Origin of the sequence: Aquamicrobium sp. (assembly GCF_023954335.1) — a bacterium.
In the GTDB taxonomy this organism is placed as follows: domain Bacteria; phylum Pseudomonadota; class Alphaproteobacteria; order Rhizobiales; family Rhizobiaceae; genus Aerobium.
The window spans coordinates 1-21,157 of the sequence record NZ_JAMLIE010000004.1 but is presented as its reverse complement, the minus strand read 5'-3'; the positions used below and the strand labels follow the sequence as shown (position 1 = coordinate 21,157).

19 protein-coding genes are annotated in these 21,157 nt (G+C 67.2%); 17 read left to right on the top strand and 2 right to left on the bottom strand.

The window, feature by feature from the left end:
• Positions 1-106: 106 nt before the first annotated feature.
• From M9945_RS19665 to M9945_RS19615, 11 genes are all read left to right on the top strand, one after another.
• Positions 107-3,583 (top strand): indolepyruvate ferredoxin oxidoreductase family protein, encoded by a 3,477-nt coding sequence (locus M9945_RS19665; RefSeq protein WP_367945898.1) that lies wholly within the window; start codon positions 107-109, stop codon positions 3,581-3,583.
• Positions 3,584-3,657: 74 nt separating this feature from the next.
• Entirely contained in the window at positions 3,658-5,970 is a 2,313-nt protein-coding gene (locus tag M9945_RS19660; protein WP_367945897.1) for a putative bifunctional diguanylate cyclase/phosphodiesterase, read from the top strand.
• 186 nt (positions 5,971-6,156) lie between these two features.
• A complete protein-coding gene (locus M9945_RS19655) occupies positions 6,157-6,948 on the top strand; it encodes a hypothetical protein (RefSeq protein ID WP_367928993.1) in 792 nt (263 codons plus the stop codon).
• Between the two features lie 127 nt (positions 6,949-7,075).
• Positions 7,076-7,750, top strand: a complete 675-nt coding sequence (locus M9945_RS19650; protein ID WP_367945896.1) for a Crp/Fnr family transcriptional regulator — start codon at positions 7,076-7,078, stop codon at positions 7,748-7,750.
• Between the two features lie 258 nt (positions 7,751-8,008).
• A complete protein-coding gene (locus M9945_RS19645; RefSeq protein ID WP_367945895.1) occupies positions 8,009-9,985 on the top strand; it encodes an AMP-binding protein in 1,977 nt (658 codons plus the stop codon).
• Positions 9,982-10,818 carry an ABC transporter ATP-binding protein gene (locus tag M9945_RS19640; protein WP_367945894.1) on the top strand — a complete coding sequence of 279 codons (837 nt, stop codon included), beginning with the start codon at positions 9,982-9,984 and terminating at the stop codon, positions 10,816-10,818. Before M9945_RS19645 ends, M9945_RS19640 begins: the two co-directional genes overlap by 4 nt.
• 15 nt (positions 10,819-10,833) lie before the next feature.
• Positions 10,834-10,974: a DUF3096 domain-containing protein gene (locus M9945_RS19635; RefSeq protein ID WP_367928989.1), complete on the top strand. Its 141-nt coding sequence runs from the start codon at positions 10,834-10,836 to the stop codon at positions 10,972-10,974.
• 33 nt (positions 10,975-11,007) lie between these two features.
• Positions 11,008-11,967: a branched-chain amino acid ABC transporter permease gene (locus M9945_RS19630; RefSeq protein ID WP_367928988.1), complete on the top strand. Its 960-nt coding sequence runs from the start codon at positions 11,008-11,010 to the stop codon at positions 11,965-11,967.
• 10 nt (positions 11,968-11,977) lie between these two features.
• Positions 11,978-13,054, top strand: a complete 1,077-nt coding sequence (locus tag M9945_RS19625) for a branched-chain amino acid ABC transporter permease (RefSeq protein WP_367945893.1) — start codon at positions 11,978-11,980, stop codon at positions 13,052-13,054.
• 143 nt (positions 13,055-13,197) lie between these two features.
• Positions 13,198-14,508, top strand: coding sequence for an ABC transporter substrate-binding protein (locus tag M9945_RS19620; protein WP_367945892.1), 1,311 nt, complete (start codon positions 13,198-13,200; stop codon positions 14,506-14,508).
• 174 nt (positions 14,509-14,682) lie between these two features.
• Complete coding sequence (locus tag M9945_RS19615; RefSeq protein WP_367931808.1) at positions 14,683-15,516, top strand: ABC transporter ATP-binding protein; 834 nt, start codon at positions 14,683-14,685, stop codon at positions 15,514-15,516.
• Positions 15,517-15,519: 3 nt separating this feature from the next.
• Here the strand turns inward: M9945_RS19615 and M9945_RS19610 are convergent, their stop codons facing one another.
• Positions 15,520-16,167 (bottom strand): hypothetical protein, encoded by a 648-nt coding sequence (locus M9945_RS19610; RefSeq protein ID WP_367945891.1) that lies wholly within the window; start codon positions 16,165-16,167, stop codon positions 15,520-15,522.
• Positions 16,168-16,488: 321 nt separating this feature from the next.
• Here M9945_RS19610 and M9945_RS19605 point away from each other — a divergent pair, with 321 nt between their 5' ends.
• From M9945_RS19605 to M9945_RS19585, 5 genes are all read left to right on the top strand, one after another.
• Positions 16,489-16,716, top strand: a complete 228-nt coding sequence (locus M9945_RS19605) for an aa3-type cytochrome c oxidase subunit IV (protein WP_367931810.1) — start codon at positions 16,489-16,491, stop codon at positions 16,714-16,716.
• An 89-nt stretch (positions 16,717-16,805) separates the two neighbouring features.
• The gene (locus tag M9945_RS19600; RefSeq protein ID WP_367945890.1) at positions 16,806-18,137 is read left to right on the top strand and encodes a Re/Si-specific NAD(P)(+) transhydrogenase subunit alpha; all 1,332 of its coding nucleotides are present in this window, start codon (positions 16,806-16,808) and stop codon (positions 18,135-18,137) included.
• On the top strand, positions 18,137-18,559 hold the full coding sequence (locus M9945_RS19595) for an NAD(P) transhydrogenase subunit alpha (protein WP_367931816.1): 423 nt from the start codon (positions 18,137-18,139) through the stop codon (positions 18,557-18,559). Before M9945_RS19600 ends, M9945_RS19595 begins: the two co-directional genes overlap by 1 nt.
• Before the next feature lie 4 nt (positions 18,560-18,563).
• Complete coding sequence (locus M9945_RS19590; RefSeq protein ID WP_367945889.1) at positions 18,564-18,875, top strand: hypothetical protein; 312 nt, start codon at positions 18,564-18,566, stop codon at positions 18,873-18,875.
• Complete coding sequence (locus M9945_RS19585) at positions 18,875-20,272, top strand: NAD(P)(+) transhydrogenase (Re/Si-specific) subunit beta (protein ID WP_367946024.1); 1,398 nt, start codon at positions 18,875-18,877, stop codon at positions 20,270-20,272. The genes M9945_RS19590 and M9945_RS19585 overlap by 1 nt, the downstream gene beginning before the upstream one ends.
• Here the strand turns inward: M9945_RS19585 and M9945_RS19580 are convergent.
• A complete protein-coding gene (locus M9945_RS19580; protein ID WP_367945888.1) occupies positions 20,266-20,526 on the bottom strand; it encodes a hypothetical protein in 261 nt (86 codons plus the stop codon). The genes M9945_RS19585 and M9945_RS19580 overlap by 7 nt on opposite strands.
• Here M9945_RS19580 and M9945_RS19575 point away from each other — a divergent pair.
• Positions 20,410-21,157 (top strand): phosphotransferase family protein (locus M9945_RS19575; protein ID WP_367946023.1); only part of this gene is annotated, 748 nt, incomplete at its 3' end. The genes M9945_RS19580 and M9945_RS19575 overlap by 117 nt on opposite strands.

Here is a 21,157-nt window from a genome sequence, read left to right as displayed (position 1 = left end):
TTGGGCGGGATTTCGTCAGGATTTCGTTTGACGTGCACCGCAGAGGCGGGAACACTGGGGGCAGGCACGCCGCTTCGCGAAGCGGCCACCCCGGAGGAATGCTGGAATGACGCTTCACGAGGTTTCGCTTTCGGACAAGTTCGATCTGGCGAAAGAGCGGATCTTCATATCCGGCGCGCAGGCGGTCGTGCGCATGCTGATGATGCAGCGGGAGCTCGACCGTCGGGCCGGCCTCAACACGGCGGGATTCGTCACCGGCTATCGCGGCTCGCCGCTCGGCGGGCTGGACCAGCAATTGTGGCTGGCGAAGAAGGCGCTGGAGGCGGGCGACGTCGTCTTCCAGCCGGGGCTCAACGAGGAGCTCGCCGCGACCGCCTGCTGGGGCACGCAGCAGGCCGAGATGATGGGCGACGGCAAGCACGACGGCGTGTTCGCGCTCTGGTACGGCAAGGGGCCGGGCGTCGACCGCACCGGCGACGTCTTCCGCCACGCCAACCTCGCCGGCTCGTCGAAGCATGGCGGCGTGCTGGCGCTGATGGGCGACGACCACACCGCCGAATCGTCGACCAACGCCCATGCAACCGAGTTCGCCTTCGTCGACGCGATGATGCCGATCTTCAACCCGGCCGGCGTACAGGAGCTGATCGACTACGGGCTCTACGGCTATGCGCTGTCGCGGTTCTCCGGCACCTGGGTCGCGGTCAAATGCGTCAAGGACAACATCGAATCGACCGCGTCGGTCGACGTGTCGCTCGACCGGCTGAACATCGTCCTGCCCGAGTTCGAGATGCCGCGCGGCGGGCTGAATATCCGCCACGAGCTCGACCAGTTCGCGCAGGAGCAGCGCCTGCACGACTTCAAGCGGGCCGCCGCCGCCGCCTTCATCCGGGCGAACGGGCTGAACCGCATCGTCTATTCCGGCGGCGCGAACGCCAGGCTCGGCATCGCCACCATCGGCAAGAGCTATCTCGACGTGCGCCAGGCGCTCGACGACATCGGCATCGGTGAGGAAGAGGCGAACCGGCTCGGCATCCGCCTGTTCAAGATCGCATGCCCGTGGCCGCTCGACTACGAGCACGTCGCCGAGTTCGCGCGCGGCCTCGAGACGATCGTCGTCGTCGAGGAGAAGCGCTCGCTGATCGAGACCCAGCTTCGCGAGGCGCTCTACGACCGTCCCGACCGGCCGCTGATCCTCGGCAAGAAGAACGAGCGCGGGGAAAGCCTCTTCCAGGCCGCCGGCGCTCTCGACCCCAACGACATCGCCATCGCGCTGGGCGAGCGCATCCTCAAGACCATCGGCCCCTCGGAGGAGATCACTGCGCGCGTGTCGCGGCTGAAGCAGTTCCAGGCGATGCTGGCCGACACCAGGGACGTGGCGGTGCGCGTGCCCTATTTCTGCTCGGGCTGCCCGCACAACTCGTCGACCAAGGTGCCGGAAGGCTCGATCGCCGGGGCGGGCATCGGCTGCCACTTCATGGCCCTGTGGATGGGGCGCTCGACGGTCGGCTTCACCGCCATGGGCGGCGAGGGCGCGCAATGGGTGGGGCAGGCGCCCTTCACCAGCCGCGGCCACATGTTCCAGAACCTCGGCGACGGCACCTACAACCATTCCGGCTCGCTGGCGCTGCGCTTCGCGCTCGCGGCGAACGTCAACGTCACCTACAAGATCCTCTACAATGACGCGGTCGCCATGACCGGCGGCCAGCCGCACGAGGGCGGGCTGACCGTCGACATGATCGCCGCGCAGGTGCGCGCCGAGGGCGTCGAGCGCATCGCCGTCGTCACCGACGAGCCGGAGAAATATGCCGGGCGGGTGTCGTTCCCGGCGGGCGTGACCATCCACCACCGGCGCGAGCTCGACGCCGTGCAGCGCGAGCTGCGCGAGGTCGAGGGCGTCTCGGTCCTTCTCTACGACCAGACCTGCGCGGCCGAGAAGCGGCGGCGGCGCAAGCGCGGCACCTTCCCCGATCCCGACCGGCGCGTCTTCATCAACGAGCTGGTCTGCGAGGGCTGCGGCGATTGCGGCATCGCCTCCAATTGCGTCTCGGTGCAGCCGGTCGAGACCGAGTTCGGCCGCAAGCGGCGCATCGACCAGTCCTCCTGCAACAAGGACTTTTCCTGCGTCGAGGGCTTCTGCCCGTCCTTCGTCACCGTGCATGGCGCCAGGATCAGGAAGGCGCAGGGCATTTCAGGTTCGGCCGACCCGCTGCACGGCGTGCCCGAGCCGGTTCCCTTCGCGCTCGGCGGCGACGGCTGGTCGGGCATCGTCGACGGCATCGGCGGCACCGGCGTCGTCACCATCGGCGCGGTGCTCGGCATGGCGGCCCACCTCGAGGGCAAGGGCTGCGGCATGATCGACATGGCCGGCCTTGCCCAGAAGGGCGGGGCGGTGTTCTCGCATCTGCACGTCGCGGCGACGCCGCAGGACATCCATTCGATCCGCGTCTCGGCCGGCAAGGCCGATCTGATCCTCGGCTGCGACCTCGTCGTGTCCGGTTCGCGCAAGGTGCTGGCCGCGGTGCGCGAGGGCGAGACCGCCTTCGTCGTCAACACCGCCGAGGTGATGCCGGGCGATTTCGCGCGCTCGGCCGACTTCTCGCTGCCGGTCGAGCGGCTGAAGAAGGCGATCCGGGAGGCGGCGGGCGAGAGCCACGCGCATTTCTTCGATGCCACCCGCGCCGCCACCGTGTTGTTCGGCAATTCGCTCGGCGCCAACATGTTCATGCTCGGCATCGCCTGCCAGAAGGGCGCGCTGCCGGTGTCGACGCAGGCGGTGGAGCAGGCCATCGCGCTCAACGGGCAGGCGGTGAAGATGAACATCGACGCCTTCCGCTGGGGCCGGCGCGCCGCGCACGAGCCGGGTTTCGTCCAAGGCCTCGTCGACGCCGCCCGCGACCCCATGGCCGGACGCGAGATCGCCCAGACGCTCGACGAGGTGATCGAGCGCCGCGCGCGGTTCCTGACCGGCTACCAGAACGCGGCCTATGCCGCGCGCTACCGTTCGGCGGTCGCCTCGATCCGCGCCGCCGAGGAGGCGGCCGTCCCGGGCTCGACCGCGGTCGCGGAGGCCGTGGCACGCAACCTCTTCCGGTTGATGGCGATCAAGGACGAGTACGAGGTGGCGCGGCTCTACAGCGACGGCTCGTTCGCGCGCCAGCTCTCCGGCCAGTTCGAGAGCTGGGACAAGCTCGAGTTCCACCTCGCGCCGCCGATCCTCGGCCGCAAGGGGCCGGACGGCAAGGCGGTGAAGTCGCGCTTCGGGCCGTGGATGATGAAGGGTTTCGCGGCGCTTGCCGCGATGAAGGGCCTGCGCGGCAGTATCCTCGACGTCTTCGGCTACACCGCCGAGCGGCGCATGGAGCGCCGGCTGCTCGCCGAATACGAGGCCGATCTCGATGTGATCCGCGCCGCGCTCGCGCCCGACAGGATCGCGGCCGCCGCGGCCCTCGCCTCCGCGCCGGCGCTGATCCGGGGCTATGGCCACGTCAAGGAGGAGAGCGTCAGAAAAGCCCGCGCGGAGCGCGAAAGGCAGGTGAAGCGGCTCGCCGCGCCGCCGGCTCCGGTGCTGAAGGCGGCCGAATAGCGCCGTTCTCGGCTTAATAAGCATTTCTTAATGCGATCTTGGCATTGTCCGGGTTCCGGGGGCGGTGCTTCGGTATGCCAAAAAGAGCCAGAAACGAGCTTCCGCTCGACATATATATACCGTTCGTCCAGACGCTGTTTCGCGACAGCGTGACCCTTGCTGTCGGCTTCGCCGCGCAGATTCTCCTGATCGTCCTCGTCTACCTCAATACCTCGGACCCGATCTATCTCTGGCTGGCGGTCGTGATGGGCGTGCTGGCGGTGCTGCGCCTGAGAAGCGTGCGCCACTATGCGAGCAAGCCGCCGCCATCCACCTTTGCCGAAGCGCAGGAGCGCGAGCGCGTCTATATCGTCTACGGCGCGGCCCACGGCCTCTTCCTCGGGGTGTTCTGCTTTCTCGCCATCTACTGGTCGCCCGACTATTTCGGCGAGATCGCCTCGGTCTGCGTGACGCTGGCGTCCGCCACCTCCATCGCCGGGCGCAACTACGGCTCGCCGCGCATGGTCATGCTGTTCATCGTGACCATGACGTGGCCGATCTCGATGGGGTTCATCCTGCGCGGGGATGTCTACCACGTCCTGCTCGGCTGCCTGTCGATTCCGTTCTTCTTCGCGATCCGGCGTTTCGCCGCCAATGTCCGGGACGTGCTGTTCGCGGCGCTGAGCGCCGAGAAGACGGCCAAGCGGCTGGCCCACCGGTTAGACCGCGCGCTGAACACCATGACCTCGGGCCTCGTCATGCTCAGCCCCGAGGGCAGGGTGGTGGTCGCCAACGCGGAGGCCGCCGCTTTGATGCGGGTGCGCCATCCCGACAGGCTGCTCGGGCGCTCGCTGCGCGGCCTCCTGATGCGCGGCGTCGCCGGCGGCGTGCTCAGCCTCAAGGATTCGCGCTATACCGAGACCCAGCTCGCCCGCGCGCTGCGCGAGGGCAGGGGGCGCAAGGTGGTGCTGCGGCTGGAGGACGGCCGCTATTTCGAGTTCTCGGCGCGCGAGGGCCGCGAGGAGCTGGGCGTCATCACCTTCGACGAGGTGACGGCGCGCGTCGAGGCCGAGGAGCGCATCCGCACCATGGCGCGCTACGACAGCCTGACCGGCCTGCCCAACCGGGCCTGGTTCCACGAGCTGGTTTCCGACTACGTCTCGGTCGGCGATCCGGGCCGGCATGTCGGCCTGGTGGTCTTCGATCTCGACGACTTCAAGAGCGTCAACGACACGCTCGGCCATCCGGTCGGCGACGGGCTGATCTACGCCGTCGGCGAGCGGCTGTCGCGCTTCGCCGGCGACGACGTCAAGGTCAGCCGGTTCGGCGGCGACGAGTTCATGATCTTCTTCAACGACGTGAAGGACCAGGACGCCTTCTCGAACGCCGTCGATTCCATCTTCCGCAGCCTGCACGGCGAGGTCGACGTCGCCGGCCATTCGCTGCGCATCCAGGCGAGCGCCGGCGCGGTGCTGGCGCGGGCCGGAAACGCCGCGGTCGACGCCATGATCGTGCGCGCGGACCTTGCGCTCTACAAGGCCAAGGAAAGCGGCAAGAACGGCTGGCAGCTGTTCGAGGACGCGATGGATAGGGCCTTCCGCGACCGGCAGGTGATGAAGGCGCATCTGCGCCAGGCCGTCGACAGCGAGGGCCTGCGCGTCGTCTACCAGCCCATCGTGTCGATGCAGACGATGCGCATCGCCAGCTGCGAGGCGCTGTGCCGCTGGGACCATCCCGAGCTCGGCCCGGTCTCGCCGGCCGTTTTCATCCCGCTGGCGGAGGAGATGGGCATCATCTCGGCGATCAGCGCCTTCATGCTCAAGGCCGCGACCGCCGAATGCTCGAAATGGCCCGAGCCGGTCTGCGTCTCGGTCAACCTCTCTGCCAAGGATTTCCGCAACGACGACATCATCGACCGGGTGAGGGAATCGCTGGCGGCGTCGGGCCTCGATCCGGCGCGGCTCGAGATCGAGGTGACGGAGACGGCGCTGCTCGACGACACGACCCAGATGCGCCGCTGCATCGAGGAGCTGAAGGCGCTGGGCGTGCGCATCGCGCTCGACGATTTCGGCACCGGTTATTCGAGTCTGAGCTACCTGCACACGCTGCCGCTCGACAAGGTCAAGATCGACCGCTCGTTCATCGTCGACATCAACCACAGCGCCCGCTCGCTGGCGCTCCTCAAGGGCGTGGTCGACCTGTCGCGCACGCTCGGCCTCGCCGTCACCATCGAGGGGGTCGAGACGTTCGACCAGCTCAAGGCGCTCGCCGTCGAGGTCAAGCCCGATCTCGTGCAGGGCTTCCTGTTCGGCTCGGCGCTGACCGCCTCGGGCATCCGCGTGATGTCCGACGCCACCTGGCCGTTCACTCCGGACACGGCCCCGTCCAAGCTTCTCTCCCGCGCCTGATCCTTTCGTTCCCGCAGTGAATGCCGTTCCGCCCCGGCGGGTGAAGGTCTTTTGTTAACCGTTTGTTAAGGTTAACGTTAGGTTAACCGGATTACCGGCATTTTCGCCTTTGATTGTGCGCCGTCCGACAATATCCTTAATCGGACGTTAACAGCGGCTTTTCTGGGCGGATTACGGGGACCGGTCATGGATGCGAATGTCACCGCTTTGCGCGGCGGGGGAAATGCCCACGGAGCTGCCGGCGAGGACGCCGCGGGCAAGGAGCTTTCCAGCTTCGTCAGGAACATCTTCTCGATACTGGAGCGCACCGAGTACCGGCGTTGCGAGAGCGGCGAGGATGTCGAGAACATCTACCGCCTGCGCTACAAGGCGTATCGCCGCACCGACATGGTGCCGGAAAACCCGGACCATACCGTTTATGACGAGCTGGACGACCTGCCCAACTGCTACCGCTTCGGCGTTTATATCGACGGCGAGCTGGTCAGCACGCTGCGCATCCATCACGTCACGCAGGCGCACGCCGCCTCGCCGTCCGCCACGGTCTATCCCGACGTTCTGATGCCGCGGCTTGCCGCCGGCCAGAGCTTCATCGATCCGAGCCGTTTCGCCGCCGATCCGGAATGGTCGAAGCTCTATCCCCAGATACCCTATCTGACGCTCCGGTTGGCGGGCATGGCCTGCTTCCATTTCGGCGCGCCCTACTGCCTGTCGACGATCCGTCCCGACCATGCCGGTTTCTACCGGCGCATCTACGAGTCGGAGCAGGTCGGCGACCTTCGCGACTATCCGGGCCTCAACTATCAGGTCGTCCTCTATCAGGCCGACGTGAGCGCGATCCGGCTGCGCTCGTTCGTGCGGTTCCCGTTCTTCCGCTCGACGCCGATGGAGCAGAGGCTGATGTTCGGCGTCACGGCCAAGGGCGAGCCCGCGCCGCTGACCATCCTGCCCACGGCCCGCTACATGGACCGCGCGGCCTGACGAGCCGGTCCCGGCTGGGAGCTGCGGCCGCGCCGAAGCCGCCCCGCCTTGTCTTTCGGCCGCGAGACGTTCATAAGCCTTCGCGGATGCGGGCTGCATGGCCAAACGGCCCGCGCGTCAGAGGCCCATGAATGCACGCGAAGACATTGCCCGCTCGGCCATCTGGGCCGGCGAACTGACCGAGGAAGAGCTGGAGCGCGCCCGGCGCGGCCTGGTCGAGCGTCAGTTCGCCAAGGGCGCCTATATCTGCCATCGCGGCGACAGGCTCGATCACTGGACAGGCGTCGTCACCGGCCTCGTCAAGATCAGCGCGATCTCGCGCGACGGCAAGGCGATGACCTTCGCCGGGGCGACCGACGGCGGCTGGTTCGGCGAGGGCTCGGTGCTGAAGGACGAGCCGCGGCGCTACGACCTCGTCGTGCTGCGCGACACGCGCCTCGCCATGATGACGCGCTCGACCTTCATGTGGCTCTACGAGAACAGCCGCGGCTTCAACCGCTATCTGGTGCGGGCGCTGAACGAGCGCATGGGCCAGTTCATCGCCACCATCGAATATGACCGCATCCTCGGCCCCAAGGCGCGGGTGGCGCGCAACCTGTCGTGGTTCTTCAACCGCGTCCTCTATCCCAATGCCGGCGATTCGGTGGAAATCAGCCAGGAGGAGCTCGGCCTGCTGGCCGGCGTCTCGCGGCAGGTGGTGAACCGCAGCCTCCAGGAGCTGGAAGACGAGGGGCTGCTGAAGGTGGAGCACGGCCGCATCGTCGCGCTCGATATACCGGGGCTGATGCTCTACGAGGCCTGATCCGCGCGCGCCACCGCATGCGCAAGCCCGTCGCCGGCGTCCTCGCATGCAGTGTCCATGAATCAGGGAGCGCGTTCAGTTCACAAGAACGCCCATTGAAAGGACAACACGGCGCCCTGTCTGTCAAGCCCCGTGTTGCCTGCCGGGCCATTTCGTGAAAACTTCCTATGAAATGCGAACAATCCGGCGGGGTGGGAGGAACGTCCCGGCCGGATGGGGCAGGGCGGGACGCACCCGCCCGAAGGGAGGAACCGGGTCATGGCTCAGTCCGCGGCCGCGCTCGACACATTTCCGAAGTACCTGCTGCTCAACGCCGAGCGGTTCCGCGGCCTGCCGGCCATGCGCCACAAGGACTACGGCATCTGGCAGAGCTGGACGTGGGACGAGCAGCGCGACGAGATCCGCGCCTTCGCGCTCGGCCTCAAGGCGCTCGGCCTCGGGCACGGCGACCGGGTCGCCATCGTCGGCGCCAACCGCCCGCGCCTCTACTGGACGTTCGCGGCGGTGCAGTCGCTCGGCGGCGTGCCGGTGCCGGTCTATGCCGACGCGGTGGCCGAGGAGATGGCCTATGTGCTCGACCATGCCGGGGTGCGCTTCGCCGTCGCCCAGGACCAGGAGCAGGTCGACAAGCTGCTGACCTTCCGCGAGACGATCCCGGCGCTGACCGACGTGATCTACGACGAGCCGCGCGGCCTGCGCGACTATCCGCGGGACGGCCTGCACGATTTCGCCGAGGTGCAGGCGACTGGGCGGGCGCTGCTCGCCGCCGATCCCGCCGTGGGCCGCGACTGGGAGGACGGCATCCGGCAGGGAAGCGGCGACGACGTCTCGGTCATGCTCTACACCTCCGGCACCACCGGGCGCTCCAAGGGCGTGGTGCTGACGGCGGCCGCCTCGGTCCAGGCCGCGCTCGACACGGTCACCTTCGACCGCCTGACCGAGAAGGACAGCGTGCTCGCCTACCTGCCGCTGGCCTGGGTCGGCGATCATTACCTCAACTTCGCGCAGGGCTATGTCTCGGGCTTCTGCATGAACTGCCCCGAGAGCCAGCAGACCGTGCCGCAGGACCTGCGCGAGATCGCGCCGACCTTCTATTTCGCGCCGCCGCGCGTGTTCGAATCGCTGCTGACCAGCGTCACCATCCGCATGGAGGACGCCGGCCGCCTCAAGCAGTGGATCTTCCGCCACTTCACCGGGGTGGCGCGCAAATATGGCGAGGCGATCCTAGAGAAGCGCCCGGTGCCGTTCTCCGGCCGGCTGGTCTACGCGCTCGGCGATTTCCTGCTCTACGGCCCGTTGAAGAACGTGCTCGGCATGTCGAACATCCGCGTCGCCTACACGGCCGGCGAGGCGATAGGCGCCGACCTTTTCTCGTTCTTCCGCTCGCTCGGCATCAACCTGAAGCAGCTCTACGGCCAGACCGAGGCCTTCCTCTACGTCACGGCGCAGAAGGACGGCGAGGTGCGGGCCGACACGGTCGGGCCGGCCGCGCCCAATGTCGATATCCGCATCGCCGACAATGGCGAGGTGCTGTTCCGCTCGCCCGGCCAGTTCACCGGCTACTACAAGGAAGACGACAAGACGGCCGAAGTGCTGACGCAGGACGGCTTCATCCGGACGGGCGACGCCGGCTTCTTCGAGGCGGACGGGCAGCTCAAGATCATCGACCGGGCCAAGGACGTCGGCAAGCTGAAGGACGGCTCGCTGTTCGCGCCGAAATACATCGAGAACATGCTGAAGTTCTTCCCCAACATCAAGGAGGCGGTGGCCTTCGGCGACGGGCGCGACTTTTGCGCCGCCTTCATCAACATCGACCTGACGGCGGTCGGCAACTGGGCCGAGCGCAACAACATCGCCTACGCCTCCTATCAGGAGCTCGCCGGCCACCCCAGGGTCTACGAGATGATCGCGAAGAACGTCGACGAGACCAACCGGCGGCTGGCCAGGGAGCCGATGATGGCCGGCGGGCAGGTCTCGCGCTTCCTGATCCTGCACAAGGAGCTCGACGCCGACGACGGCGAGCTGACGCGCACGCAGAAGGTGCGCCGCTCCTTCATCGCCGAGCGCTACGGCGAGCTGATCGAGGCGCTCTACGACGGCTCGGCCGAGAAGTTCGTCGAGACGGAAGTGACGTTCGAGGACGGCCGCAAGGGCAGGATCAGCGCCACGGTGAAGATCGCCGACGCGGCCGTTCACGGCCGGCCCGCGCGGCCGCATGCGGAGGCCGCAGAATGAACGCACACCCCGCCGCAGATCACGCCGGTGGCCACTTCGCCGGGTTTGACGACGGCATCGCCCGGGGCGACGTGCTGCTCAAGGTGGACAACGTCTCGCTCGCCTTCGGCGGCGTCAAGGCGATCACCAACATCTCCTTCGACGTGCGCAAGGGCGAGATCCGCGCCATCATCGGCCCCAACGGCGCCGGCAAGACCTCGATGCTCAACGTCATCAACGGCTTCTACACGCCGCAGGAAGGCATCATCACCTTCCGCGGCGTCGAGCGCCGGGCGATGAAGCCGCACCATGCCGTGCGCCAGGGCATCGCCCGCACCTTCCAGAACGTCGCCCTGTTCAAGGGCATGACGACGCTGGAGAACATCATGGCCGGCCGCTCGGTGCACATGCACCGCAACATCGGCTGGCAGATGCTGTGGCACGGGCCGGCGCTCAACGAGGAGATCGCGCATCGCGAGAAGGTCGAGGAGATCATCGACTTCCTCGAGATCGAGCACATCCGCCGCACGCCGGTCGGCAAGCTGCCCTACGGGCTGCAGAAGCGGGTCGAGCTCGGCCGGGCGCTCGCCATGGAGCCGTCCCTTCTCCTGCTCGACGAGCCGATGGCGGGCATGAACCTCGAGGAGAAGGAGGACATGAGCCGCTTCATCATCGACGTGAACCAGCAGCGCGGCACGACCATCGCGCTGATCGAGCACGACATGGGCGTGGTCATGGACCTTTCCGACCGCGTCGTCGTTCTCGACTACGGCAAGAAGATCGCCGACGGCGCGCCCAACGAGGTGAAGTCGAATCAGGCGGTCATCGACGCCTATCTCGGGGTGGCGCACTGATGGAAAGGAAATCCCATGGACCTGCCGTTTACGCCGCTGATCTCGCTGATCGCCGGCATCCTCATCCTGATCATGCCGCGGCTGCTCAACTACATCGTCGCGATCTATCTCATCATCGTCGGGCTGGTGGGCCTGTTTCCGCAACTGGCGGGCTGAGCGCCCGCCGGAACCGCGCATAGGGGGCCGGGCATGGATTTTCTCAATTCTATCTTCGTCAAGCCCTTCGCCGACATGGCGGCGGCGCCCGACTTCCTGATCCAGGTGCTGTGGGAGGGCATGGTCTCGGGCGTGCTCTACGCGCTGATCGCGCTCGGCTTCGTGCTGATCTACAAGTCGTCGCGCATCTTCAACTTCGCGCAGGGCATCATGGTCGTGTTCGCGGCGCTGACGCTGGTCGGCCTGCACGAGCGCGGCGTGCCGGCGCTTCTGGCCGTGCCGCTGACGCTGCTCGTCATGTTCTTCCTCGCCGTGGGCATCGAGCGCGTCGTGCTCAGGCCCCTGGTCAACCAGCCGGACATCATCCTGTTCATGGCCACGATCGGCATCACGCTGTTCCTGATCGGCTTCGGCGAGACGATCTTCGGCGGCGAGAACAAGCGCATGATCACGCAGGAGCTGGGCATCCCGACCGGCAGCTTCATCTTCGAGCCGTTCGGCGGATTCGTCTCCATCGAGCAGAAGGACCTCACGGCCGTGGCCGGCGCGGTGCTGCTGGTGGTCGGCCTGCTCCTCTTCCTCAACAAGTCGAAGATGGGCCGCGCCATCCGCGCGCTCGGCGACGACCACCAGGCGGCGCTGTCGGTCGGCATCTCGCTGTCGACCATCTGGGTGCTGGTCTGGTTCATCGCCGGCGTCATCGCCCTCGTCACCGGCATCGTCTGGGGCGCGCGGGCCGGCGTCTCCTTCGCGCTCGAGGTCATCGCCTACAAGGCGCTGCCGGTGCTGATGCTCGGCGGGCTGGAATCGGTGATGGGCGCGATCATCGGCGGGCTGATGATCGGCATTCTGGAAAAGCTGTTCGAGATCTACTGGGGCCAGCCGCTGCTCGGCGGCAACACCGAGGTCTGGTTCGCCTACATGCTGGCGCTTCTCGTCCTGCTGTTCCGGCCGCAAGGCCTGTTCGGCGAAAAGATCATCGAGCGCGTGTGAGGTAATATCGATGCTCTATCGCGTCGCCGGACAATTCAAGACCAGCTACAAGGCCGACTACGCGCTGTTCCCGGTGCGGCAGGATGCCTGGCTGCTCGCCTTCATCCTCCTTCTCGCCTTCGTCGTCTTCCCGATGACGGCCAACGAATTCGCCTTCCGGGCCCTCTTGATCCCGGTGCTGATCTATTCGCTGGCGGCGCTGGGCCTCAACATCCTGACCGGATATGCCGGGCAGCTTTCGCTCGGCACGGGCGCGTTCATGGGCGTCGGCGCCTTCGCCTGCTACAAGCTGGTGACGATCTTCCCCGGCATGAACATCGTCGTCGCCATCGCGCTGTCGGGCTTCTTCTCGGCCGCCATCGGCGTCGCCTTCGGCCTGCCCTCGCTGCGCATCAAGGGGTTCTATCTCGCCATCGCGACGCTCGCGGCGCAGTTCTTCCTCGTCTGGCTGTTCCAGAAATGGGCGTGGCTCTACAACTACAACACCTCGGGCGCGATCCAGGTGCCGAACATCGACATGTTCGGCATCACCGTCGCCGGGCCGAACGCGACGGCGATCGTCCAGTACTATTTCGTGCTCGCGCTGGTCTGCGTCATCACCTTCTTCGCCATCAACATCACCCGCGGGCGGATCGGGCGCATCTGGAAATCGGTGCGCGACATGGACATCGCCGCCGAGCTGGTCGGCATCAACCTGATGAAGGCCAAGCTCTCGGCCTTCTTCGTGTCGTCCTACATCGTCGGCGTCGCCGGCGCCCTGTTCGTGTTCCTGTGGCGCGGCGCGGCCGAGGCGGTGCTGTTCGACATTCCGCTGTCGTTCCGGGTGCTGTTCATCGCCATCATCGGCGGGCTCGGCTCGATCCTCGGCAACTATCTCGGCGCGATCCTGATCGTGGCGCTGCCGGTCATCCTGTCGACCGTGCCGCGCGCCTTCGGCCTGCCGATCTCGCCGTCCATGGTCGAGCATCTGAACATCATGATCATCGGTGCGCTGATCATCACGTTCCTGATCCTCGAGCCGCACGGCCTCGCCCGCTACTGGGCGATCATCAGGGAAAAGCTCATCATCTGGCCTTTCCCGCACTGACGCGATCAGGCGGCCTTCCGGCCGCGGTCCAACCAAGGCGGTCTTCGGGCCGCAATCTACCAAAGGTGGCGTTCCGGCCGCCGGGAAAACGGGGTGAGTTCGCCCGATCCGGTTTGGAGAAACGAACGAGTGGAGGAGACGAAATGAAGATGCTTCGGAAAATGACTGTCCTGTCGGCGGCCCTTGCCTCGGCCACGATGCTCGCCGCGCCGGCGCTGGCGCAGGACTCGATCCACATCACCAACCTGTCCTACCGCACCGGCCCGTTCGCCGCGACCGGCACGCCGGTCATGAACGGCCAGCGCGACTACATGATCATGCTCAACGAGCGCGACGGCGGCATCAACGGCGTCGAGATCGTCTATGACGAGTGCGAGACCGGCTACAACACCGAAAAGGGCGCCGAGTGCTACGAGCAGACCAAGGGCCAGAGCATCGTGACCCAACCCTGGTCGACCGGCATCACGCTCCAGGTTCTGCCGCGCACCAATGTCGACAAGATCCCGATCCTCGCGCCCGGCTACGGCTTCTCGCCGATGCAGGACGGCAAGGTGTTCCAGTGGGCGTTCAACCCGCCGGCTTCCTACTGGGAAGGCGCGTCGATGATCCTCGGCCACGTCTCGGGCGGCGATCTCGACAGCCTGAAGGGCAAGAAGATCGTGCTGCTGCACCTCGACGCGCCCTACGGCAAGGAGCCGATCCCGCTGCTCGAAGCCTATGCGGCCAAGCACGGCTTCACCTTCCTGCCGATCCCGGTCGGCGTGACGGAAATGCAGAACCAGTCGGCGCAGTGGCTGCAGATCCGCCGCGAGAACCCCGACTTCGTGCTGATGTGGGGCTGGGGCGCGATGAACGCCGGCGCGCTGACGGAAGCCGTCAAGACGCGCTTCCCGATGGAGAAGTTCGTCGGCATCTGGTGGTCGGGCTCGGACGCCGACCTCAAGACCGTCGGCGAGGCGGGCAAGGGCTACCGCTCGATCTCGTGGAACGTGCCGAACTCCGAATCCAAGGTGATGCAGGACGTCAAGAAGCACGTCGTCGACGCCGGCAAGTCGCTGCTGCCGCCGAACGAGTTCGACTATGTCTTCTACCAGCGCGGCATCGTCATCTCGATGTTCGCGGTCGAGGCGGCCAAGGCGGCGCAGGCGCATTTCGACACCAAGGTCGTCAACGCCGAGCAGCTGCGCTGGGGGCTCGAGAACCTGAAGCTCGACGAGGCGGCGCTCGAGGAGCTCGGCTTCACCGGCATGGTCGGCCCGTTCTCGACCTCGTGCTCCAACCACACCGGCAGCGCCGGCGGCTGGATGCTCGAATGGGACGGGGCGAAGTTCAATCCCGTCTCCGACCTGCTCGTGGCCGATGCCGACATGATCGCGCCGCTGGTGGAGACCGAGGCGAAGAAATACGCCGAGTCGAACGCGCCGTGGCCGATCAACGAGGAATGCGGCTCGTAATGAAGGCTCTCCTCTCCCCGCTCGCGGGGAGAGGATGCCGGCAGGCAGGTGAGGGGCAGCGCCGGCCTTGACGATGTATTTCCCAACCTCACCGAAGGCGCCGCCCCTCATCCGGCCCTTCGGGCCACCTTCTCCCCGCAAGCGGGGAGAAGGGAAAGCCGCACCGGAGCCGTCATGACCGCGCCAGCACCCGCTTCCGATCCCGCCGACACCATCCTGTCGGTCAACAACATCGAGGTGATCTACGATCACGTCATCCTGGTGCTGAAGGGCGTGTCACTTTCGGTGCCGCGCGGCGGCATCACGGCGCTGCTCGGGGCCAACGGGGCGGGCAAGACCACGACGCTGAAGGCGATCTCGAACCTTCTCCACGCCGAGCGCGGCGAGGTGACGAAGGGAAGCATCGTCTTCGAGGGCGACGAGGTGCAGGCGCTGTCGCCCAACGACCTCGTGCGGCGCGGCTGCATCCAGGTCATGGAGGGCCGGCACTGCTTCGGCCATCTTTCCGTCGAGGACAACCTGCTCACCGGGGCGTTCACGCGCCGCGACGGCCAGGCGGCGATCCGCGAAGACCTCGACATGGTCTACCAGTATTTTCCGCGCCTCAAGGTGCGGCGCTCGTCCATGGCCGGCTACACCTCAGGCGGCGAGCAGCAGATGACCGCCATCGGCCGGGCGCTGATGAGCCGGCCGAAGATGATCCTGCTAGACGAGCCGTCGATGGGCCTCGCGCCGCAGCTGGTCGAGGAGATCTTCGAGATCGTGCGCAAGCTGAACGAGGAGCAGGGCGTCTCCTTCCTGCTCGCCGAGCAGAACACCAACATCGCCCTGCGCTACGCCAAATACGGCTACATCCTCGAATCGGGCCGCATCGTGCTCGACGGCGAGGCGAAGGCCCTGCGCGAGAACGAGGACGTCAAGGAATTCTATCTCGGCGTCGGCGGCGAGGGGCGCAAGTCGTTCCGCGACGTCAAGCACTACAAGCGCCGCAAGCGCTGGCTGGCCTGACCTCTACCAGCGGCGGCTGTAGCTCGCGCCGAGTCTGCCCCGCCAGTCGCGGGGGCCGGGGTGCTCGACCGTGGCCGAGAAGCGGACGGCGTCGCGGAAAGGCTGCTCGACGCCGATGCTGGTGACCCATTGCGTCTGCGTTGTGCGCGAGGCGCGCGCGACGAGGACGCCGCCGGTGCGCAGGGACGAAAGCCGGATGCTGCGCGTCGTGCGGATGTCGACCCGTTCGCTCCCTGCCGGGTTGTGGTCGAGCGCGAGGTTATGGACGAACTGCGTGTCGAGCACACCCAGCCGGCCGGCAAGGACGTTGTTCACGGACAGCGTGCGCCTGCCGGAAAGTTTCGACGCGCGCAGGTCGATGCGCGTGGTGCGCGTCGTCCCGCGCAGCTCCGTCCCTTCCGTCTTCAGCATCGCCCACCATGTGACGGGCTGGCGCGAGGCCATCAGGTCCGGCCCGCGCACGCCGATCTCCGCGCCCATGCCGGCGTCCGCGCCGATGGGCAGGCGGCTCCCCAGCCGGGCGGTGTAGGCGGTGGGGGCGTTGCGCGTGAACTCCCATATCAGCGGGCGCTCCTGCGCGGCCGCCCCCGGGATCGGGGGCAGGATCGTAAGCGCCGCCGCCATGGCGGCATGGAGAAACAGAGTCCGCATCGGTGAACCTGTGCGAGAGTGAAGCCGTGTGACCGTAGGGAACGGGGCGAACGGCCGCCCGTGTCCGGATGCTGCGCGAAGCCGGCACCCTTGCGCGCCGGATCGTTCCGCGCCGCGTCCCGACATAGTCCCGCCCGGCCGCCGCGCCCAATCACGTTTCGGAGGCCGGCGCGATTTCGCGTCGGGCGTGTCGAAAATGACGCATGCCGCGCCCGTCCGGTCGGCTTCGGCCAAGGCCGCATCGAGCTGCAAGCGCACCATTGCCCTTCGGTTCCGTTTTCGCTATCAGCGGGTATCACGCTATGCGGAGGGAATTCGACCATGGCAGACCATGCCTCTGACGGCCCCGTCGAACTGGGCGCCAAGATGGATTACGCCGAGCACGAGAAGACCTATTCCGTCTTCCTCGCGCTGACGAAATACGGGACGCTTGCGACCGTGGCGCTGCTGATCGCCATGGCGTTCGGCTTCTTCACCTCGGCAGGCTTCATCTCCGCGACGATCCTCTACGTCCTGCTTGTCGCTGTCGGCGCCTTCATCCTGCGCTGACGCCGTCTGACATCAGGCGAGGACTATTCCCGGCGGCCCGCAAGACGGGCCGTCGGTGTTCGGAGGGGGTTCCCCTGAAAGGATTTCCGGTGGCGCAGACTGTTTTCATTCCCAAAGAGATCGACGCGAACGAGACGCGCGTGGCGGCTTCGCCCGACACGGTGAAGCGCCTGGCGGGCCTCGGCTTTTCCGTGGTCGTCGAGAAGGGCGCGGGCGCGGCCTCGCGCATTCCCGACGCCGACTTCGCCGCCGCGGGCGCGACGATCGGCGCGGCGTCGGACGTCGCCAAGGCCGATCTGGTGCTGAAGGTGCGCCGGCCGAATGCGGCCGAGCTTTCCGGCTACCGGAAGGGCGCGCTGGTCATCGCAACGATCGACCCCTACGGCAACGAGGACGCGGTCGCGGCGCTGGCCAAGGCCGGCGTATCCGCCTTCGCCATGGAGTTCATGCCGCGCATCACCCGCGCGCAGGTGATGGACGTCCTGTCCTCGCAGGCCAACCTCGCCGGCTACCGCGCGGTGATCGACGCCGCGGCCGAGTACGACCGCGCGCTGCCGATGATGATGACGGCGGCCGGCACGGTGCCGGCGGCGAAGATCTTCATCATGGGCGTCGGCGTCGCCGGCCTTCAGGCCATCGCCACGGCGCGCCGTCTCGGCGCGGTGGTGACGGCGACCGACGTGCGCCCCGCCGCCAAGGAGCAGGTCGCCTCGCTCGGCGCGAAGTTCATCGCCGTCGAGGACGACGAGTTCAAGCAGGCCGAGACGGCGGGCGGCTACGCCAAGGAGATGTCGAAGGAATATCAGGCCAAGCAGGCAGCGCTGACGGCCGAGCACATCGCCAAGCAGGACATCGTCATCACCACGGCGCTGATCCCCGGCCGGCCGGCGCCCAAGCTCGTTTCGGCCGCCATGGTCGCGTCGATGAAGCCGGGCTCGGTGATCGTCGACCTCGCGGTCGAGCGCGGCGGCAATGTCGAGGGCGCGGTGCCGGGCAAGGTCGTGACCACGGCCAACGACGTGCGCATCGTCGGCCACCTCAACGTGCCGGGCCGGGTGTCGGCCTCCTCTTCGCTGCTCTACGCCAAGAACCTCTACGCCTTCGTCGAGACGCTGGTCGACAAGGAGACCAGGACCCTCAAGGTCAACCCCGAGGACGAGCTGGTCAAGGCGACGCTGCTGACCCACGAGGGCAGGATCGTCCATCCGAATTTCGCGGTCGTGAAGGCCGACGCCGCGCCCGCGACGGCGAAGGCCGCCGCCGCACCCAAGGCCACCGCTGCACCCAAGGCCACCGCGCCGAGGGCCGCCGCGCCCAAGGCGGCCGCGCCGAAGAAGCCGGCGGCGAAGGCCGCAGCAAAGAAACCGCGCGCGGCGAAGGCCACCACCGATAGGGCCACCACGGGCAAGGGAGGCGCATGATGGAACAGAATGGCGCTCTGGAACAGGCGATAAACCAGCTTGAGCAGGCGGCCGCCGCGGTGCGGATGGCGTTTCAGGACGAGCGGGCAGGGCAGGCGGCGGAAGCCATCGCCGCCGGCGCGACCGCCGCGACCGGCATCGACCCCTTCGTCTTCCGCTTCGCGATCTTCGTGCTGGCGATCTTCGTCGGCTACTACGTCGTGTGGTCAGTGACGCCGGCGCTGCACACGCCGCTGATGTCCGTCACCAACGCGATCTCGTCGGTCATTGTCGTCGGCGCGCTGCTGGCCGTCGGCATCTCGGCCTCGGGCCTCGCCACCGGCTTCGGCTTCGTCGCGCTGGTGCTGGCCTCGGTCAACATCTTCGGCGGCTTCCTCGTCACCCAGCGCATGCTGGCGATGTACAAGAAGAAAGAGAAGTGAGGCGATGAGAGACTATCTCGTTCCCGTCTTCCAGCTCCTCTTCTATGCCAGCATCATCCTGTTCGCCCTTGGCGCGTACAGGTGGCGCGACAGGATCTATGCGCTGAAGGGGCATCTGTTCCTCGTCAATCTGGCGCTGCCGGTGCTGGCGCTGTTCTTCCTGTCGCGCGGGGTTGCCGCGGCGAGCCTCGGGCAGGGCGCGACCCTGCTCATCCTCGGCGGCGTGGTTCTGTTTGCCGCGATGGCGGTGCAGGCGCTGGCGATCCACAATTCCATCAAGGCCGGTTCGCCTTCCTCCGCCGGGGAGAGTAAATGATGTCGGAAAACCTCGCTTCCTTCCTTTATCTCGTCTCCGGCGTGCTGTTCATCATGGCGCTGCGCGGCCTGTCGCACCCGACGACCAGCCGCCAGGGCAATTTCTACGGCATGATCGGCATGGCCATCGCGGTCGCCACGACGCTGATCCTCGCCGCGCCCTCCTTCGGCGGGCTGGTGCTGATCGTCGCCGGCATCGCCATCGGCGGCGGCGCCGGCGCCGTGATCGCCAAGCGCATCGCCATGACCTCGATGCCGCAGCTCGTCGCCGCCTTCCACTCGCTCGTCGGCCTCGCCGCGGTGCTGGTTGCGGCCGCCGCCATGTATGCGCCGGAAAGCTTCGGCGTCGGCACGGTCGGCCACATCCACACCCAGGCCATCGTCGAGATGAGCCTCGGCGTCGCCATCGGCGCGATCACCTTCACCGGCTCGATCATCGCCTTCCTGAAGCTCGACGGGCGCATGTCCGGCAAGCCGATCATGCTGCCGGGCCGCCACGTGGTGAACGCGGCGATCGCCATCGCGCTGGTCGTCCTCGTCTTCATGCTGGTCTCGACCCAGTCGAACACGGTGTTCTGGATGATCGTCGCGCTGTCGCTGCTGCTCGGCGTGCTGATCATCATCCCGATCGGCGGCGCGGACATGCCGGTCGTGGTGTCGATGCTCAACTCCTATTCGGGCTGGGCGGCGGCCGGCATCGGCTTCACGCTCGGGAATCTGGCGCTGATCATCACCGGCGCGCTGGTCGGCTCGTCGGGCGCCATCCTGTCCTACATCATGTGCAAGGGCATGAACCGTTCGTTCATCTCCGTCATCCTCGGCGGCTTCGGCGGCGAGACGGCGGCGGCCAGCGACGACGGCATCGAGCGCACGGTCAAGCAGGGCTCGGCCGACGACGCCGCCTACCTGATGATGAACGCGCAGAAGGTCATCATCGTGCCGGGCTACGGCATGGCGGTGGCGCAGGCGCAGCACGCGCTGCGCGAGATGGCCGACAAGCTCAAGGCCAACGGGGTGGAGGTCAAGTACGCCATCCATCCGGTCGCCGGCCGCATGCCGGGCCACATGAACGTGCTGCTGGCGGAGGCCAACGTGCCTTACGACGAGGTGTTCGAGCTCGAGGACATCAACTCCGAGTTCGCGCAGGCCGACGTCGCCTATGTCATCGGGGCCAACGACGTGACCAACCCGTCGGCGCGCGACGACAAGACCTCGCCGATCTACGGCATGCCGATCCTCGACGTCGACAAGGCGCGCACGTGCCTCTTCGTCAAGCGCTCGCTCGGCTCCGGCTATGCCGGCATCGACAACACGCTGTTCTACAAGGACGGCACCATGATGCTGCTCGGTGACGCCAAGAAGATGACCGAGGAAATCGTCAAGGCGATGGATCACTGATCGGTCCATCGGTTCCGCAGGACGTCCCGGCGCATCTGCGCCGGGCTGTCGTTTCGGCCCATCCCGAGCTTGCCGGCGCGGCGTTCTCGGTCGCCGGCAAGGGCTGGCACAGCCTCGCGGTCGAGGCGGACGGCCGCCTGATCTTCAAGTTCCCAGAAGGCGAGGAAGCCCGCGCCGCGCTGCGGCGCGAAGCGCGGCTGCTCGCCGCCGTCGCGCCGCACCTTGCGCTGCCGGTGCCGCGCATGACGCTGCACGAGGGGCCGCCGCTGTTTTCGGCGCATGCGAAGCTGCCGGGCGAGACGCTGCTGCCGGACAGCTACCGGCGGCTCGGCGTTGCTGCGCGGGACCGGCTCGCCGACGACCTCGCCTTGTTCTTCGCGCAGCTTCACGCGTTCGACCCGGCCGAGATGCTGGCAGCGGGCGCGCTTCCCGTCGGCGTATGGGACACGCGCGACGGAACGCTGGAGCCGGTGTGGGACCTGCTGCCGCCGGCATGCCGCATACAGGCCCGTGCCGCGCTCGATGCGTATCGCGCGCTTCGTGCCGACCCGCTCGGCGAGCGTTACGGCTTCTTCGACGCGCATGGCTGGAACATGGCCTTCGACGCGGAGCGGGGCGTCTTGAACGGCATCTTCGATTTCGCCGATTCCGGCATCGGCCCGGTCCATCGCGAGTTCGCGCCGGTTTCCCTGATCGACCCCGACCTGACGGCAAGGACGATCCGCGCCTATGAGCGGCTGACCGGGCGCGCGGTCGAGCGCAGGCGCGTCTTCCTGCACACCGCGGCGATGCGGCTGTCGGAGCTGGCCGGCGAGATCGAGACCGGCGGCGCCGTCGACTGGACCCGCGACCTCGTCCTCGACTGGTTCTCGCAGCGGGCGGTCG